Genomic DNA, 15,773 nt, shown 5'->3' with positions numbered 1-15,773 from the left:
AGAGGGTTTCAATATACAGGAAATATTTTCAAAAGTAAGATTGAAGAAGCTGGAATGACCCAAAGCATGTCCAGAGTTGGTAAATGTATAGATAATGGTCCTATGGAAGGTTTTTTTGGTATATTAAAGACTAAAATGTTTTACGGTAAGAAGTTTAAAACACTTGAAGAATTAAGGGAAAAAATAATTCAATATATAAAATTTTACAATGAAAAAAGATTTCAAAAAGGATTAGGATGCATGGCTCCTTTAGAATATCGAAACCATGCATCCTAATGTGCATAAATTTTAATTAAATTGATTGTCTACTTGACAAAGGTCAGTTCAAAAAGACTCTTTTAATTTTAATTTTTTATTACATTCTTTTACAAGCTTCTACTACATGGGATAATAAAAGTGATGTAGTCACTGCACCAACCCCACCAGGTACTGGCGTTATCATAGAAACCATCTCAGATACTTCTGGATAATCAATATCCCCACTTAACTTTCCTTCATTATCTAAACTAACTCCTACATCTATACAAATTGATTTTTCATTAAAATATTTCTTATCAAAGAATTTTGCCTTTCCTAAAGCCGTAACTACTACATCAGCCTTGCTGGTTATCTCATGTAAATTTTTAGTTCTAGAATGACAAATAGTTACAGTAGCATTCTTTTCAAGCAACATCATAGCTAGAGGTTTACCAAGTACCATGGATCTATTAACAACTACCACATTTTTGCCTTCTAATTCAACATTATTATATAATAATATCTCCATAGCCGCCTTTGGAGTACAAGGTGTAAATCCAGACATATTCCCTTCAAATATTTTTGCTAAATTTAAAGGATGCATACAATCAACGTCTTTAGCAGGAGATAATGCCTCTCTTATTCTTGCCTCATCAATATGTTTTGGTAACGGTCTAAATATAAGCACTCCTGATATAGAATTATCTTGATTTAATTCTTCCATAAACTCTACTAATTCATTAGTCGTCATATCTAGGTCTTTTTCAAAGACTTGAGATTTTATTCCAATGGTTTCACAATTTTTAATTATACTCTTCTCGTAAGAAACATCATCAGGATTATTCCCTAATCTAACAATACCCAAAGTAGGTACTTTCCCTATTTTAGCAAGTTCTTCAATGTCCTTTTTCATTTTTTCCTTGATTTGAGCTGCTACAACATTACCTTTTAAAATCTCTGCCATTTAACAACACCTCTTTCATCTATTATCTACAATTAAATTGTAGTGATAATTCAAATTATAACATATTCCCTTTTAAATTCAAGAATTCATTGGAAAAGGCACTCAAATCTTGAGTGCCTTTTGATTAATTATTATTTGATACATTTTTTATATTTTTCTTTAATCGTACCTTTGGTTCAGCAGGCATACCAAATAGTGGAATAAGTCTATCTAAGCCTGTTAAAGTCAATAATAATATTGAAACTACAGCTATGATTGCCATAAAATTATATTTAATTAAATCAAATGCTACAAATTCATGTAATGGATATATGGCTGTTGCAATTCCAACGAAGAAACCTACATATACATGCCATGGAATAAGCTGAGAACCAAATACTCCCAAGGCGTCTGAGAAGGTAGCATTTCTTAATTTAAGTTTATACATATCCTCTTCGCTTCCTTCCACATTCTCCTCAACTAAACCTTTTATAATTGGTCCAATAGTTACTATTTGAGCCATCTCATCTGCTAAGGCAGAATTTCCTATAATAGATAAAATACCATTAGCAAACATTAACTGTCTAACATTTCTTGATACCTTAGATATAAAGTCTGACAATGGTTTAAAGGCATGCATCTTAGACATTACACCACCAAATGCTCCAACCCACATCATCATAACTATAACCCATGAACCAGCATCTGAAAATCCAGTATATACTGAGCCTAAAAATGCATGAGTCGATTCAACAGTACCTGCTACTAAACCTAATAAATATGAAGAAATAAGCCCAAGACCTAAACACGCTAAAGTAGGTAAGCCTTTAATAGCAACTGCTAATACCACTATTAGTGGTAAAATCATATAAGGCGGCACTCCCTCCTTTACCTGATTTAATAAATCTACTGCGGCAGGTCTCTTCTCAGCTAAAGTCGTCCATACTTCTTCTGGAATTTGATTTATAGCATCTGCTGCACTACCTACAGTATTAGGTAGTCCTAAACTAAATGTAAAGAATAAAACCGCTGCTAAAACCAAACATAGAATAGACCATACACCTTGATGCCTTATTCTATGTATTACCTCTACTCCTTGAATACCGGAGCTAACAACAGTAGTATCTGATATAAGTCCTATATTGTCTCCAAAACAAGCACCACCTGCAATTGCACAAACAGTCAATGCTGGATTCCCAACAACTATATGATTCAACCATAGAAAAATAGGTGCGGTGGCTGCAAAAGTACCCCAAGATGTACCAGTTGCAATGGATAAAATTGCTGAAACTACAAATGCAGTGACTGCAACAGTTTTAGCTGTTAAACCTAATCTTAGAGCAATATTTATAATTGCAGCGCCAACTCCTGTTGACATAAATGCTTCTGCCATAGCATAAGCAAGCATAAGAATAAAAAATACTAATTGCATCTCTTTAACATTTTCTACTGCTGCATCAACGATATCATTGAACTTTATCTTTTCAGTTGCATAAGCTATTATTGCAGCATAAACTGTTGCAATAGGTGCTATAACTAAAATATCCAGTTCAAGGTTACCAAGGTTACTAGCCATCATAAGTCCTGCTAGTAAAAATACGGGTGAAAGCTTTAATAATGCTATCATTTTTTAACCCTCCTCCTTTTTATGGAACTGCATTGTTAAAATTTAATTAAAGTATAACATATTAAAATACCTTAGACAACTGAAATTTTTTACTAATTAGAATATTTAGATATTTGTTATGACATTTTAAAACGCATTAAAAGACTCTCCTTGTCCTTCAATGCGTTTTTCTAGAATTAATTGTTTAAGATTCTTCTTCCTGTTACATATCTAGCCTTGTAATAAGCTTCATCTAAAGAGGATATAGTAACTTGCTTTCTACCTGAAGACGCATGTATCATATTATTATCTCCAATATATAAACCCACATGACCAATTCCCTTACCAGTAGTTCTAAAAAATACTAAGTCCCCAGGAATCAATTCATCTCTTTTTACTTCAACCCCATTTTTCACCTGATCACTAGATGACCTATTAAGCTTAATGCCCAATACATTTAAGTACATGGAATAAGTAAATCCTGAGCAATCATATCCCCGCTTTCCAGTATCAGCAGATACATATGGTTTTCCCAATTCACCATATGCCGTTTTAATTAATTTAGTAACAGATGCTGCTCTTTTGGATACGTTTCCTCTAGTAACCTTTTCTCTTGTATTTCTTAATTCGATATATCTTCCTCCTACTTTAAATTCATTTCCCTCTTCATCTATAATAGTATAAATATCATCTTTAAAATCCTTTACAGAAACCATTTCCCCTTTGATTAATGTATAAAAAGATTTATCATTTTTTAAAACCTTATCAACTTTTGAAATACCATAGGATATATTTTCTTCCTCTACAATTTCAACATCTGATAATTTTATATATCCCTTAGTACCTCTTTCTGTACTAAATAAACCGTAATTTTCTTCATATTTAATTGCTTGTACAACCTGATTTGTAGTTAATAATCCAATAGAGTTTCCCTCTGGCTTGTCTAAAATATTAGTGTCTTTTATTACTATGTAGTTTTGAGCCACTTTTATAATATTATCCTTAGGTACTTCATAATTCGTATTTTCTCTTTCAATTATATAAACTCTATCATTTTCTTTGATAATATTAACATTTTCTTCTTTGCTAAATACAACTTTAGTGCCATCCTCCTTGGTGCCAAGATACTCCTTAACAAATATACCAGTGTCTTTAAAACCAATTAAACCAATAAGACATATACCCACAATAGTTGTCGGCAGTTTGTGTTTTCTATTATTCAATATGAACACTCCCTTGCATCAGATTTTAAATATAACACTATTATATTCTATTATATTAAAGCATGCAACCTAATTATTACAAAATGATTACAAAAATTACTTATTATTTCTGAAATGGCTCAATATGAATCATACAATGCTTTATATCACTTATTTCTGCTTCCAATCTATCATGAACCTTTTCTGCAATATCATGACCAATTTTTACAGAAATATTAGAATCCACAAAAATCTCTATATCTACATATATTTTATTACCAAACACTCTAGTTTTTAAATCTTTAATTCCTCTAACTCCATCTATAGATTTGGTTTTTTCTTTAATAATCTTAAGCATCTCTTTACTAGCTGACTCATCAACTAATTCCTTCACTGACTTAATATATAAATCCCCACCAACTTTAATAACTAGCATAGATACAATAATACCTGCTATTGGATCTAAAGCAGGAAATCCTAATCGAGCACCTAAAACACCTACAAAAGTACCTACTGATGAAAAAGCATCTGACCTATGATGCCAAGCATCTGCCTCCATAGATATACTTTTTATTTTCCTAGCAATTTTAATTGTATACCAATACATACCTTCTTTAACTATAATAGATAAAAATGCAGTTATTAAAGCAATTGATTTTGGTATCTTAATATCTCCATTAATTAAAATTGTAATAGATTTATATCCTATAAATATACCTGTTAATAATAGTAATACACTTAAAATTTTAGCAAATACGGATTCATATTTTTCATGTCCATAAGGATGTTCATCATCAGCTTCCTTGGAAGATATCTTTAAACCCATTAAAACTACAAAAGTAGTTAATATATCTGATAAAGTATGAACTCCATCAGCAACCATTGCATTACTACTTCCAAGAATCCCCGCAACGATCTTTGATACAGCTAATATTATATTTATAATTATAGTTATCCAAGAAGCTCTTATTCCCAGTTTATAATTTTCCATAATATATCTCCACCTTTTATTTTAATTGATAATGATAATATCCATTATATGCATATAGCTTGTATAATTCAACTGATTTCCCAATATAGAAATCATTATCAACTGATAATTAATATTGCTCAGGATTTATTAATCTTCTTAATAAGATTTTCTGAAGTATAATATTTATCTATATTTAAATTTTCAACTTCATTTTATGGTATATTAATTAATATAAAGTAAATATTGGAGGTACAATCCATGATTATAGATACTCATGTACATGAAAACAAATATTCATTTGACAGTTTTTTAGATTTTAAAGAATCTATTGAATTAGCTAAATTTATGGGAATAGATGGACTTTGTATTACAAACCACGATAATAATACACTCCGAAATGATATAGGAGATTCTGCTAAAATCAATGGTGTTTTAGTAATAGTAGGTGCAGAAGTATTGACTTATGAAGGAGATATACTTGTATTTGGATTAAAAGATATTCCAAAAGAAATGGTAAGTGCAGAAGAATTATTAACATTAGTAAAAAAACATAATGGTGCAGCTGTTGCTGCTCATCCTTTTAGAAATAACAATAGAGGCATGGGAGAAAACATGAGAAAAGTGAGCCATCTCTTAACTGGAATAGAATCTTTCAATGGTAGCACTTATTCGTATCACAATTTACAATCTTATGCTTTAGCTACAGAATTAAATATACCTTCTTTAGGTGCTAGCGATGCTCATAGACTTGAAAAGCTAGGAGTCTATGCTACTAAATTTCATGATAGAATAAGAGATCATAAAGATTTTATAGAAGCTTTAAAAACTGGAAATTTTCACCCAGTAATGAGAAAAGATGGAGAATATAAGGATATTGATTATTTCTATGAGGATCACATAATTCAACCTAAAAGAGTATCTACTATTAAATAGCAAATTCACTCTCTCTTATAATAAATATATAAAAGGAACTTCTAATAACCATAGAAGTTCCTTTTATATATTTATTATCATTTATAAACATTTCTTATAATATATTTTTTACTATAAAAATTGTATTTTTTTGTTGTAATTATTTTAGAAGTATGCTATTATATTATTAGTTAAAAAATTTAATAAGCGGATGATGATTATTGAAAATATCCTTTAGGATAACCGTAGGAGCAAAGAATAAAGATAACACTAATCCTATTCTGAAACTCTCAGGTAATTAACAATAATTTGACGCGTCCCCTGGAGAGACTTGTTAAATCAAGCATCGAAGAAGCAATTCATAATTTGTATATTTATGAGGAAACTTTCAGATACAAGGACAGGGAGGTAGAGTGATGGTTCTTTACTATGCTCAACCTCTCTGTTCTTTCGTTTTTTTGTAAATTTTATTAAAATAGGCATTAATATCTTCTACTGTGAAGTTATTAAGTATATATTAATTTTTATGACACACACACAAATAAAATCGTGATTATACAATCACGATTTTATTTATATATAATCCTATATTCCCTTTCATCTAATCCTATATAGTTTCCAACAATCATATTTATCTCTTCCTCTAATTTGTATATCTCTTGTCTATTATTATCATTATCTAATTTCATTATCTGCTTAACTCTATTCTCTATATCATAAATTATATCTTCTGTTATTATTTTCATATCTAATACGGAATTCGGATAATAATCATATATTTCCTTCCCCATTTTTTTCCCAAATAATTTAAAATAAAATTCATAAATCCTTGAATTAAGTAATCCTACAAGATATTCTAATGAAATCTTCTTTCTATATTCATCTTTAATAATTATAGAGTATACATCTGCACTACAATATAAATTATTATAATCTAATGCAAACCTGTTTGTACTTGCCTTATATGGAAATACGATTTTAGGCTGATCAAATAGTTTAGTATCTCTTCCCCATTGTAATTCATACCATTTTCTTGTACCTACTTTACACTCTCTCCTATTTTCCAGTTTATCTTTATATTTTCTAATAAATTCTATACTGTTTGGATAGTCCTTTTCCTGTTTAATTGAATCTGAATATATTAAGTATAGCTCTGTATTTAATATATGATATCTTTCTATATCCTTATTTTTCGCCCATTTTTTTAATAATTCTTTTTCAATATTATACTTCTTTATAAGTTCTTCTGTTAATACAAAGGCCTTATCACAGCCTGTTATAACACCTTGAAATGATGTAACTATATCTCCTAGTTTATATTTACTCTTATTTTCTATTTTTTTATATATGTTAAAGCTTTCTTTAGATATAAGCATCCATCTATCTGCACATAGACTAGCTTGATTTATTTGAAATCTTTCAAATAAATCAGTTTTCATGGTTTCATGTAAATTTTCCGTTTCCTTAAACCTATATCCATCATTAATTAGTTTATTTACATTTATTTCATTATTTAAAGATTTAGTTTTCTCAAAAAAATATATAGCTGTTGCAACTCCAACTCCTCTAAATATCTTTGCTCCATAAAAATCTACTATTTCTAAAATATTTGTATTATTTGTTAAATATATTCTCAAATTCTTGCCAGTTGGACTCTCCATAAAATACCTAGAAGTAATAATCCCACATATACCATTAGAAGACAAAATGTCACCTATCCGTTTTAAAAAGCAAAAGGAAATATCTGATTTATCTTTAAATACAGTAGTGTATTCATTCAACAACCATTGTTTATAATCCATATCTAATTGTTTATGCCCTATATAAGGAGGATTCCCTATTATATAATCATATTTTTTACCCCAAAACTTTATAAGCCTATCTTTCTTCTTTGAATTATTCTTATCTATACTAAATTCTTCCCATTTAACTAAGCTATCACATTCTACAATATTTGGTTCTATTATTAACTTATTTGGTTCTTTTTTTGACAACTCTATTTTAGTTAAATTTACAGCAACTTTGTCTTTATCAGCACCATAGATACAATGTTTCAGTATATGGTAATGAAGATTTTCTTCTTTCCAATAATCTTTCCCTTTCACAATTAATAATCTATTATCCTTCTCTAGTTCATATATTTCTTCCTTATACTTCTCTTTTAATTCTTCTAATCCAAGTAAAAACTTTCTCTTTAATACATCATAAGCTGCAATTAAAAAATATCCTGCACCACAGGAAATATCTATAACGCTAATATAAGGATTTTTTATAATATCAGCTTTATTAACAGTTTTGTTAATTATATATTTAATAATAAACTGAGGTGTATAATATTGTCCTATAGATTTACGGATTTCTTTATCAGTATTCTTTTGATAAATATCACCTAATATATTATTTTCCATTTTTATCTCCTCAAAATTTTTATGTATATTAAAAATCCATTCCAATCAATATACAATAATTTATTCTAGCATTACTTCTATACAGATATAGTTTTTGACAATACCTTTATTATACCATTATCTGGAACTTAATTGTACTATTCCATTCAACAGTTTTATATTGTTATATTTTAATATATTCTTTCTATATTTTAATAATAAAAAAAGGTAGAAAACTACTCTACCTTTTTTGTTATATAATTATACAAATTAATCCTCCACTACCATCATTAATTATTCTTTCAAGGGCTCTTCTAAGTTTTTGTCTTGCATCTTCCGGCATTGTACTTAACTTCCCTTGAAGCTGCTCATTTACTAAGTCATATAATGATTTACCGAATAAATTTGATTGCCAAATCTTTGAAGGCTCCCCTTCAAATTCTGATAATAAATACTGTATTAATTCTTCAGATTGCTTTTCTGTACCAATGAGAGGAGAAACCTCCGTTGCTATATCAGCCCTAAGTACATGAAGAGATGGTGCTTTTGCCTTTAGCTTTACTCCAAAACGATTGCCTTGACGATAAATTTCTGGCTCAGCAAGTTCCATTTCTTCTAAGCTAGGGCTTACTAAACCATATCCTATTTCCTTGGCTTCAATTAAGGCTTTTTCAATCTTATCATATTTCTTTTTAGTTTCAGCTAATTTTGAAATCAAACCTAATAATTGATAATCACCTTCTATTGAATATCCTGTCATATCCTTTAATACATTATAGAATAAATTATCATCAATAACTATTTCAGAGTGTACAACTCCTTCACCTAATTTAATTTCAACTAATTTTACATCCTTTACAATATCTAATTCAGTTAATGGATCCAAAAATCCTGAAACCTCATTTAATTTTTGTAGCCCTTCTATAGTTTCTTTTAATGAATTTAATATGTTTGATTTTATCCAATGTTTTTTTGGTAACCCTTCTATCCATTTTGGAAGATTGATAGTAACTTCTTTTACAGGAAATTCGAATAACAATTTTTCAAAGATTTTTTCAATATCTTGGGCATCCATATTAATACAATCCACCACTACTACAGACACTCCATATTTGCTCTGTAAACTTTCCTTTAAGGCAATGGTACTATCTAAATTAGGATGCTTTGAGTTTAGAATTATGACGAAGGGTTTTCCTAATTCTTTTAGTTCTGAAATAACCCTTTCCTCTGCCTTAATATAATTAGATCTATCTATATCAGTTATAGATCCATCAGTTGTTACAACTAATCCAATAGTAGAATGATCAGCAATAACCTTTCTTGTACCGATTTCAGCAGCTTCTTCAAAGGGAATTTCTTTTTCATACCAAGGGGTAGTTACCATTCGAGGTATAAAATTTTCTTCATGTCCTAAGGCTCCACTAACTAAGTATCCAACACAGTCCACCATTCTTACTTTAAATTTAACATTTTCATTTAATATAAGTTCTACGGCTTCATTAGGTACAAATTTTGGCTCTGTAGTCATTATTGTTTTTCCCGAACCACTTAAGGGTAATTCATCCTTAGCTCTTTCTTTTTTATGCTTGTTTTCGATATTAGGTAAAACAAGCAGTTCCATAAATCTCTTTATAAATGTAGATTTCCCTGTTCTAACTGGGCCAACAATACCTGCATAAATATCTCCATCTGTTCGCTCAGCAATATCTTTGTATATATCAAATACTTCCACACCGTTCACCCCTTATGAATATATTTACTTAAATACAATACTTAACATTATATATATACGTATGGAAGTATAAAATATTACAAGCTAATGAAAAAAACTGCTAAATTTAATAGGTTACTATAGGAATATTAAGAATTAGTCAATTCTTTATCAGTAAAAGTTAATGTGACTACCTGCACTAAATCCATTCCGTAAAATTTAGATGGGTCAAAATAGTCTTGAAGAGAGTAATTTCTCATGCTTCTACCACTATCATAAACCATCAAAGCCACAGGTATTTCTTTGTTGATTTCTATCTTCCTGAATTCTTGTAAAAAGTCTTTAGTAGATGACATTGTTTCTAAATCAAGTATAATTTCCTCTGTTTTATAAGAAGCTCTTCCACTAGCATTTATATTGAAATCCACTACATAATTTTCTTTTAGTTGCATTGTAAAAACTCCATTTAATTGCTCCGTAGGCTCTCTATCTATTCCTATTGAAACACCTCCGCCACCAATGCTGCTCCAATTTTTGCCATCTTCAAGTCTGTAAACATTTACATTTAAAGTTATTGCTTCTTTTGGTGCATGAAAAGAAATAATTTGTGAATTGCCTTCCATGCCAAAAGCCTGCAATATATATTTCTCCTTCTCTGATAATTGATAGGGTATAACCCCTTCCTTCCTTAATAGTTTAGATGAATTTATCTCTTTTGAACAAGCAACTAAAGACATTACAGTAGTAAATATTAATATTATGAAAAAAAGTTTTCTACTTTTCATAACAACTGCCCCCTTTATAAATAATCTTTGTTTTACATTTATCTAATAATTATCCATTTCCCAGCCATATATTCAAGCTTAAATTCAAAAATATTATTATATTACTTTTCCATTTGAATATAGTTTTTCAAGATACTCCACCAAATATAAATCTTTATATTCCTATAACATATCCTCTATGACATAGGGACATATCTACCTACATAGTTTGCTTATAATTGTTAATTCAAGTAAATCATATTTTAGTATTTATTGTCAACATATTTATTTCTCTAAATTTCAATACTTAAATGTTATAAGCTAATGAAAAAAACCTGCTAGTTTTAGCAGGTTACCATAAATTATTATTTTCTAGTACTATATTCTCCATTTCATGTTTTCTATCCCTAATCATTAGATTAGCTACAGAGTTTCTAACATCTTTATCTTCATATAATACATCATAGATTTCTTCAGTTATAGGCATATTAATATTATATTTCTTAGACAATTCAAAAGTGGATTTTGTTGTTTTTATACCTTCTACAACCATTCCGATTTGTTTAATAGCATCATCTATTTTCATGCCTTGTCCAATGAGTATTCCAGCCCTTCTATTCCTACTATGCATACTTGTACAAGTTACTATTAAGTCCCCTATACCTGAAAGACCTGAAAAGGTGTTGGTTTTTGCCCCCATTTTTTCACCTAGTCTTGCCATTTCAAAAATACCTCTGGTCATAAGTGCTGCCTTAGTATTATCACCACAATTTAAACCATCAGATATACCTGCTCCCAAAGCTATTATGTTTTTTAAAGCTCCTCCTAATTCTACTCCTATAACATCTGGATTTGTATATACTCTAAAATTTGGAGTAATAAATAAATCTTGAACATACTCTGAAACATCCTTATCCTTAGAAGCTGAAACAACAGCAGTAGGTATATTATTAGCTACTTCTTCTGCATGAGAAGGCCCTGATAGTATAGCATACTTACTATTAGGTATTATTTCTTCAACTATTTGAGATATTCTAAGCAAAGAGCCATTCTCTATACCCTTAGAAACATTTACTATTATTTGATTTGGTTTAATATAAGGCTTAGAGTTTTTTAAAACCTCCCTGATTCCATGAGTACCAACGGATAGAATTATTAAATCTTTATTAGAATTAACCTTTTCCAAATCATTTGTCAGTTTTAAGTTTGATGGTAATATAATATCAGGAAGATATTTCTTATTAATTCTTGAATTGTTCATTTCCTCAACTTGTTTTTTATCCCTTGACCATATATCAACATCATAACCTTTGTTAGCTAATAAAACCCCTAAAGCAGTTCCCCAGCTACCGCCTCCTAATACTCCAATCTTTTCAGTCATTTTAAACACCTACCTATATATTTTTACCTAATTTATTTTCTTCACCTCTGAATAACCTAGCCATATTTGCTTTATGTTTATATACGGTTAATGCAGCTAAAAACCATATAGTTAAATATAAATTTTTATTTACTATATCTGAAGTCAATACTATAGCAAGTGGTGCAGTAGTACAAGCCGCAATTGAACCTAAAGATACATATTTTGTAAATATTATTACAGTAGAAGCAATTACTAAGCATATTAATGCAACTTTCCAATTAAGTAATAATAAAACTCCAAAAGAAGTAGCAACACCTTTCCCACCTTTAAAACCAAGAAATATTGGAAAATCATGTCCTAAAACAACAAAAATACCTGCCAATAGACTTCCATTAAATCCAGCTATATATTTTCCAATTAATACAGCTATTAATCCTTTTAATATATCTAAAACAAAGGTTAATATCCCCATCTTTTTACCTAGGACACGAAGTGCATTAGTTGCACCTGCATTTCCACTTCCATAATTTCTTATATCAATATTTTGAGATACTTTTCCCAAAAAGTATGCAGATGAAAAACATCCTATTAGATAAGATAATAATATGGTTATAAATATTCTCATCATTTCTCTCCCTTTTGTTTAAATTCAAATTGGATAGGTGTGCCTATAAAACCAAAATGATTTCTTATTTGATTTTCTAAGTATCTTACATATGAAAAATGCATAAGCTCTTTGTAATTTACAAATATTAAGAATTTTGGTGGTCTTACAGAAACTTGAGTACCATAATAAATTTTTGCTCTCTTTCCTTTATCACTAGGGGGCTGATTCATTAGCACTGCTTCATTAATTATATCATTTAATACACCTGTGCTAATCCTCAAGTTATAATTGTTATTTACTACATTTATTAACTCTAATAATTTATCTACTCTTTGACCTGTTAATGCTGAGATGAAAACAATAGGTGCATATGCTATAAATCCTAAAACCCTTCTAATTTCTTTTTCAAATTCTAAATGAGTATTGGTATCTTTTTTTACTAAATCCCATTTGTTTATAGCTATAATAATAGCTTTTCCATTATCATGGGCATATCCTGCTATTTTAGTATCCTGTTCTGTAACACCTTCTGTTGCATCTATAACTAATATACAGATATCCGACCTATCTACAGCCGTTAATGTTCTTATTACAGAATATCTTTCTACTTCTTCATATATGCTTCTTTTACGTCTTAATCCTGCTGTATCAATAAAAACATACCTATTATCTCCATAATTAAAATAAGTATCTATAGCATCCCTAGTAGTTCCTGGAATATTAGTTACAATTACTCTATCTTCTCCTAAAATATTGTTAATTAGAGAAGACTTACCTACATTTGGTTTACCTATTAATGAAACCTTTATTAAATCTTCATCATAATCTGTATCCTTATCCTTTGGAAAATATTTCACTATTTCATCCAATAAATCTCCAATGCCAAGACCTTGTTCACCAGATATAATCATAGGCTCTCCTAGTCCTAGTTCATAGAATTCATATACTTGATTTTTAAAATTAGCATTATCTATTTTATTGCAAGCTACTATTACATTTTTACCTGATTTTCTAAGCATATTTCCAATTTCTTTATCTGTATCATTGAGTCCTTCTAGTCCATCTACTACAAACAAAATAACATCAGCTGTATCTATGGCTATCTCTGCTTGTCTTTTTATATTTTTCATTATTATCTCTTCATTATCTGGCTCCAATCCACCTGTATCTATTACAGTAAAATATTTTCCAAGCCATTCACCTTCCGCATAAATTCTATCTCTTGTTACGCCTGGTGTATCTTCTGTTATTGCTATTCTCTTTCCTACTATTTTATTAAATAAAGTTGATTTACCTACATTTGGTCTTCCAACTATACAAACAACTGCTCTATTCATTTATTATCCCTCAATTCTTTATTATATCGATTAAACTTTTTCCTTCAACTTCAGATGAAATTACAGGAATATTAAGTGCCTTTGATACATCTTCAATAGTTAGATTATCCAAAAAAATTTCTTCATCCCTTTTCATCATTGATCTAGGAATAATAATCCCATCTATATTATCATAACTACTTAACTGAGCAACTAAATCTTGGCCTGTTACTAATCCTGCCACTGTAATAGTTTCTCCAAAAAACCTATTAACTATAGGTATAACTGTTAATTCTATGCCATGTATTTTTTCCAGTATTTTATCTTTCATTTTAACTATAAAATCATATGCTAAAGTTCCAGTTGCTAATATATATCTTTTATTATTATTTATTGGAGTTTTTATTTTTTTAAGTTCTGTCAATATCTCATCTTCAAAGGATTTCATAAGACCTACTCCATTTTCTAGTTGTGGAAATCCTTCATAATCATTAGATTTTGGAAGTTCAGTATGAGTCATGGCAAAAAATTCATCAGAAGCAAAAACAAATCTTGTTCCCAACTCTTTTAGAAAATAATTTTGTTTATTAAAGATAAAATCTAATAATTCATTAGCTGACTCTTTATTATATGGTTCTACTTTTTGAAGCTTTTCCCTATACTTAGTTATACCTATAGGTACAACTGCCACACTTTCAACTGTAGGATATAGTTTAGATAAATCTTCTAAAGTTCTCTCCAATTCTTTCCCATCATTTACTCCAGGAACTAATACTATTTGACAGTTAACTTCAAGATTGGCATCTTTAAATCTTTTTAATATCTCATATATCCTTCCAGCATTTTTATTGTTTAGCATTTTTATTCTAAGCTCTGGATTAGTAGTATGAACACTTACATTGATAGGACTGAGTCTATATCTTATAATTCTATCTATTTCTTCGTCACTCATATTAGTCAATGTTATAAAATTTCCTTGTAAAAAAGATAACCTTGAATCATCATCTTTAAAATATAATGTTTCTCTCATATTTGGAGGCAATTGGTCAATAAAACAAAATATACATTTATTTCTGCAAGATTTAGCTTTGTCTATCAAAGGATTAGTAAATACTAAACCTAAATCTTCATCAAAATCCTTTTCAATTTCAAATTCCCAAATATCTCCACATTTCTTTTCTATGGAAACTACTACATAATCATCTGAAACCAAATATTTATAATCTATAATGTCTTTAACAGATATATCATTTATAGATAACAGTATATCTCCTGGTTCTATTTCTAATTCTTCAGCTATACTACCTTTTGCAACTTCTTCTATAATGTTTTTATCTTCTGTAAAATTCTTTAATTCCATCTCTACACCTCAATTAATTTTAAGTATATGTTTATTATTCTAATATAGTATAGCCAATATGTAAAGATAAGCCTACAGATAATTCTGTAGGCTTGTACTTATCTATATAATGGATATTTATCACATAATTTAGATACTCTAGCTCTTATTGCATCTCTATCATTGCTTTCATCTAAAGCCAATGTAATTATTTCAGCTATTTCCATCATATCTTCCTCTTTCATACCACGTGTTGTCATTGCAGGTGTACCAATTCTTATTCCACTTGTTATAAATGGTGATTCTGGGTCATTTGGAATTGTGTTTTTATTGGTCGCTACTCCTATATCATCTAATAGAGCTTCTGCCTTTTTACCTGTTAGTCCTTTTGTTCTAACATCTATTAAGATTAA

General features: G+C 29.2%; 13 protein-coding genes, 1 pseudogene and 2 riboswitches. Of the genes and pseudogenes, 2 read left to right on the top strand and 12 right to left on the bottom strand.

The window, feature by feature from the left end; translation table 11 throughout:
* On the top strand, positions 1-276 hold a 276-nt coding region (locus BUB33_RS15320; RefSeq protein WP_143154915.1), incomplete at its 5' end, for an IS3 family transposase.
* Positions 277-355: 79 nt separating this feature from the next.
* Here BUB33_RS15320 and BUB33_RS15315 read toward each other — a convergent pair.
* The 4 genes from BUB33_RS15315 to BUB33_RS15300 all read right to left on the bottom strand — a co-directional run bounded on the left by BUB33_RS15315 (position 356) and on the right by BUB33_RS15300 (position 4,979).
* Entirely contained in the window at positions 356-1,201 is an 846-nt protein-coding gene (locus BUB33_RS15315) for a bifunctional 5,10-methylenetetrahydrofolate dehydrogenase/5,10-methenyltetrahydrofolate cyclohydrolase (protein ID WP_072978057.1), read from the bottom strand.
* 124 nt (positions 1,202-1,325) lie between these two features.
* On the bottom strand, positions 1,326-2,807 hold the full coding sequence (locus BUB33_RS15310; RefSeq protein ID WP_072978055.1) for a Na+/H+ antiporter NhaC family protein: 1,482 nt from the start codon (positions 2,805-2,807) through the stop codon (positions 1,326-1,328).
* Positions 2,808-2,983: 176 nt separating this feature from the next.
* Positions 2,984-4,009, bottom strand: a complete 1,026-nt coding sequence (locus BUB33_RS15305) for a C40 family peptidase (protein ID WP_072978053.1) — start codon at positions 4,007-4,009, stop codon at positions 2,984-2,986.
* A gap of 103 nt (positions 4,010-4,112) precedes the next feature.
* Positions 4,113-4,979 carry a cation diffusion facilitator family transporter gene (locus BUB33_RS15300; RefSeq protein ID WP_072978051.1) on the bottom strand — a complete coding sequence of 289 codons (867 nt, stop codon included), beginning with the start codon at positions 4,977-4,979 and terminating at the stop codon, positions 4,113-4,115.
* 240 nt (positions 4,980-5,219) lie between these two features.
* Between BUB33_RS15300 and BUB33_RS15295 the strand changes: the two genes are divergently transcribed.
* Entirely contained in the window at positions 5,220-5,894 is a 675-nt protein-coding gene (locus BUB33_RS15295; RefSeq protein ID WP_072978049.1) for a PHP domain-containing protein, read from the top strand.
* Positions 5,895-6,084: 190 nt separating this feature from the next.
* Positions 6,085-6,188, top strand: a riboswitch (glycine riboswitch).
* A 4-nt stretch (positions 6,189-6,192) separates the two neighbouring features.
* Positions 6,193-6,279, top strand: a riboswitch (glycine riboswitch).
* A 163-nt stretch (positions 6,280-6,442) separates the two neighbouring features.
* On the opposite strand, the gene BUB33_RS15290 is transcribed toward BUB33_RS15295, so the two are convergent.
* The 8 genes and pseudogenes from BUB33_RS15290 to BUB33_RS15255 form a co-directional block, all read right to left on the bottom strand.
* The gene (locus tag BUB33_RS15290; RefSeq protein WP_072978047.1) at positions 6,443-8,281 is read right to left on the bottom strand and encodes an Eco57I restriction-modification methylase domain-containing protein; all 1,839 of its coding nucleotides are present in this window, start codon (positions 8,279-8,281) and stop codon (positions 6,443-6,445) included.
* Positions 8,282-8,513: 232 nt separating this feature from the next.
* Positions 8,514-9,992 carry a stage IV sporulation protein A gene (gene spoIVA / locus BUB33_RS15285; protein WP_072978045.1) on the bottom strand — a complete coding sequence of 493 codons (1,479 nt, stop codon included), beginning with the start codon at positions 9,990-9,992 and terminating at the stop codon, positions 8,514-8,516.
* 128 nt (positions 9,993-10,120) lie between these two features.
* On the bottom strand, positions 10,121-10,756 hold the full coding sequence (locus BUB33_RS15280; protein WP_072978043.1) for a hypothetical protein: 636 nt from the start codon (positions 10,754-10,756) through the stop codon (positions 10,121-10,123).
* Between the two features lie 331 nt (positions 10,757-11,087).
* Positions 11,088-12,116 (bottom strand): NAD(P)H-dependent glycerol-3-phosphate dehydrogenase, encoded by a 1,029-nt coding sequence (locus tag BUB33_RS15275; protein WP_072978041.1) that lies wholly within the window; start codon positions 12,114-12,116, stop codon positions 11,088-11,090.
* A gap of 13 nt (positions 12,117-12,129) precedes the next feature.
* Positions 12,130-12,723 (bottom strand): glycerol-3-phosphate 1-O-acyltransferase PlsY, encoded by a 594-nt coding sequence (gene plsY / locus BUB33_RS15270; protein ID WP_072978038.1) that lies wholly within the window; start codon positions 12,721-12,723, stop codon positions 12,130-12,132.
* Positions 12,723-14,042, bottom strand: coding sequence for a ribosome biogenesis GTPase Der (gene der, locus BUB33_RS15265; RefSeq protein WP_072978036.1), 1,320 nt, complete (start codon positions 14,040-14,042; stop codon positions 12,723-12,725). Before der ends, plsY begins: the two co-directional genes overlap by 1 nt.
* 10 nt (positions 14,043-14,052) lie before the next feature.
* Positions 14,053-15,381 (bottom strand): DUF512 domain-containing protein, encoded by a 1,329-nt coding sequence (locus tag BUB33_RS15260; protein ID WP_072978029.1) that lies wholly within the window; start codon positions 15,379-15,381, stop codon positions 14,053-14,055.
* 98 nt (positions 15,382-15,479) lie between these two features.
* A pseudogene (locus BUB33_RS15255) lies at positions 15,480-15,773 on the bottom strand (serine hydroxymethyltransferase); the annotation flags it as partial.

Source organism: Tissierella praeacuta DSM 18095 (assembly GCF_900128955.1).
In the GTDB taxonomy this organism is placed as follows: Bacteria; Bacillota; Clostridia; order Tissierellales; family Tissierellaceae; genus Tissierella; species Tissierella praeacuta.
The sequence above is the reverse complement of the archived record's forward strand: the minus strand, read 5'-3'. Positions and strand labels throughout refer to the sequence as shown.

What these genes read in the sequence shown, in the direction of transcription:
- BUB33_RS15315 (WP_072978057.1), bottom strand. Translation starts at nt 1,201, where the DNA reads ATGGCAGAGATTTTAAAAGGTAATGTTGTAGCAGCTCAAATCAAGGAA.
- BUB33_RS15310 (WP_072978055.1), bottom strand. Translation starts at nt 2,807, where the DNA reads ATGATAGCATTATTAAAGCTTTCACCCGTATTTTTACTAGCAGGACTT.
- BUB33_RS15300 (WP_072978051.1), bottom strand. Translation starts at nt 4,979, where the DNA reads ATGGAAAATTATAAACTGGGAATAAGAGCTTCTTGGATAACTATAATT.
- BUB33_RS15295 (WP_072978049.1), top strand. Translation starts at nt 5,220, where the DNA reads ATGATTATAGATACTCATGTACATGAAAACAAATATTCATTTGACAGT.
- BUB33_RS15290 (WP_072978047.1), bottom strand. Translation starts at nt 8,281, where the DNA reads ATGGAAAATAATATATTAGGTGATATTTATCAAAAGAATACTGATAAA.
- BUB33_RS15280 (WP_072978043.1), bottom strand. Translation starts at nt 10,756, where the DNA reads ATGAAAAGTAGAAAACTTTTTTTCATAATATTAATATTTACTACTGTA.
- BUB33_RS15275 (WP_072978041.1), bottom strand. Translation starts at nt 12,116, where the DNA reads ATGACTGAAAAGATTGGAGTATTAGGAGGCGGTAGCTGGGGAACTGCT.
- plsY (WP_072978038.1), bottom strand. Translation starts at nt 12,723, where the DNA reads ATGAGAATATTTATAACCATATTATTATCTTATCTAATAGGATGTTTT.
- der (WP_072978036.1), bottom strand. Translation starts at nt 14,042, where the DNA reads ATGAATAGAGCAGTTGTTTGTATAGTTGGAAGACCAAATGTAGGTAAA.
- BUB33_RS15260 (WP_072978029.1), bottom strand. Translation starts at nt 15,381, where the DNA reads ATGGAATTAAAGAATTTTACAGAAGATAAAAACATTATAGAAGAAGTT.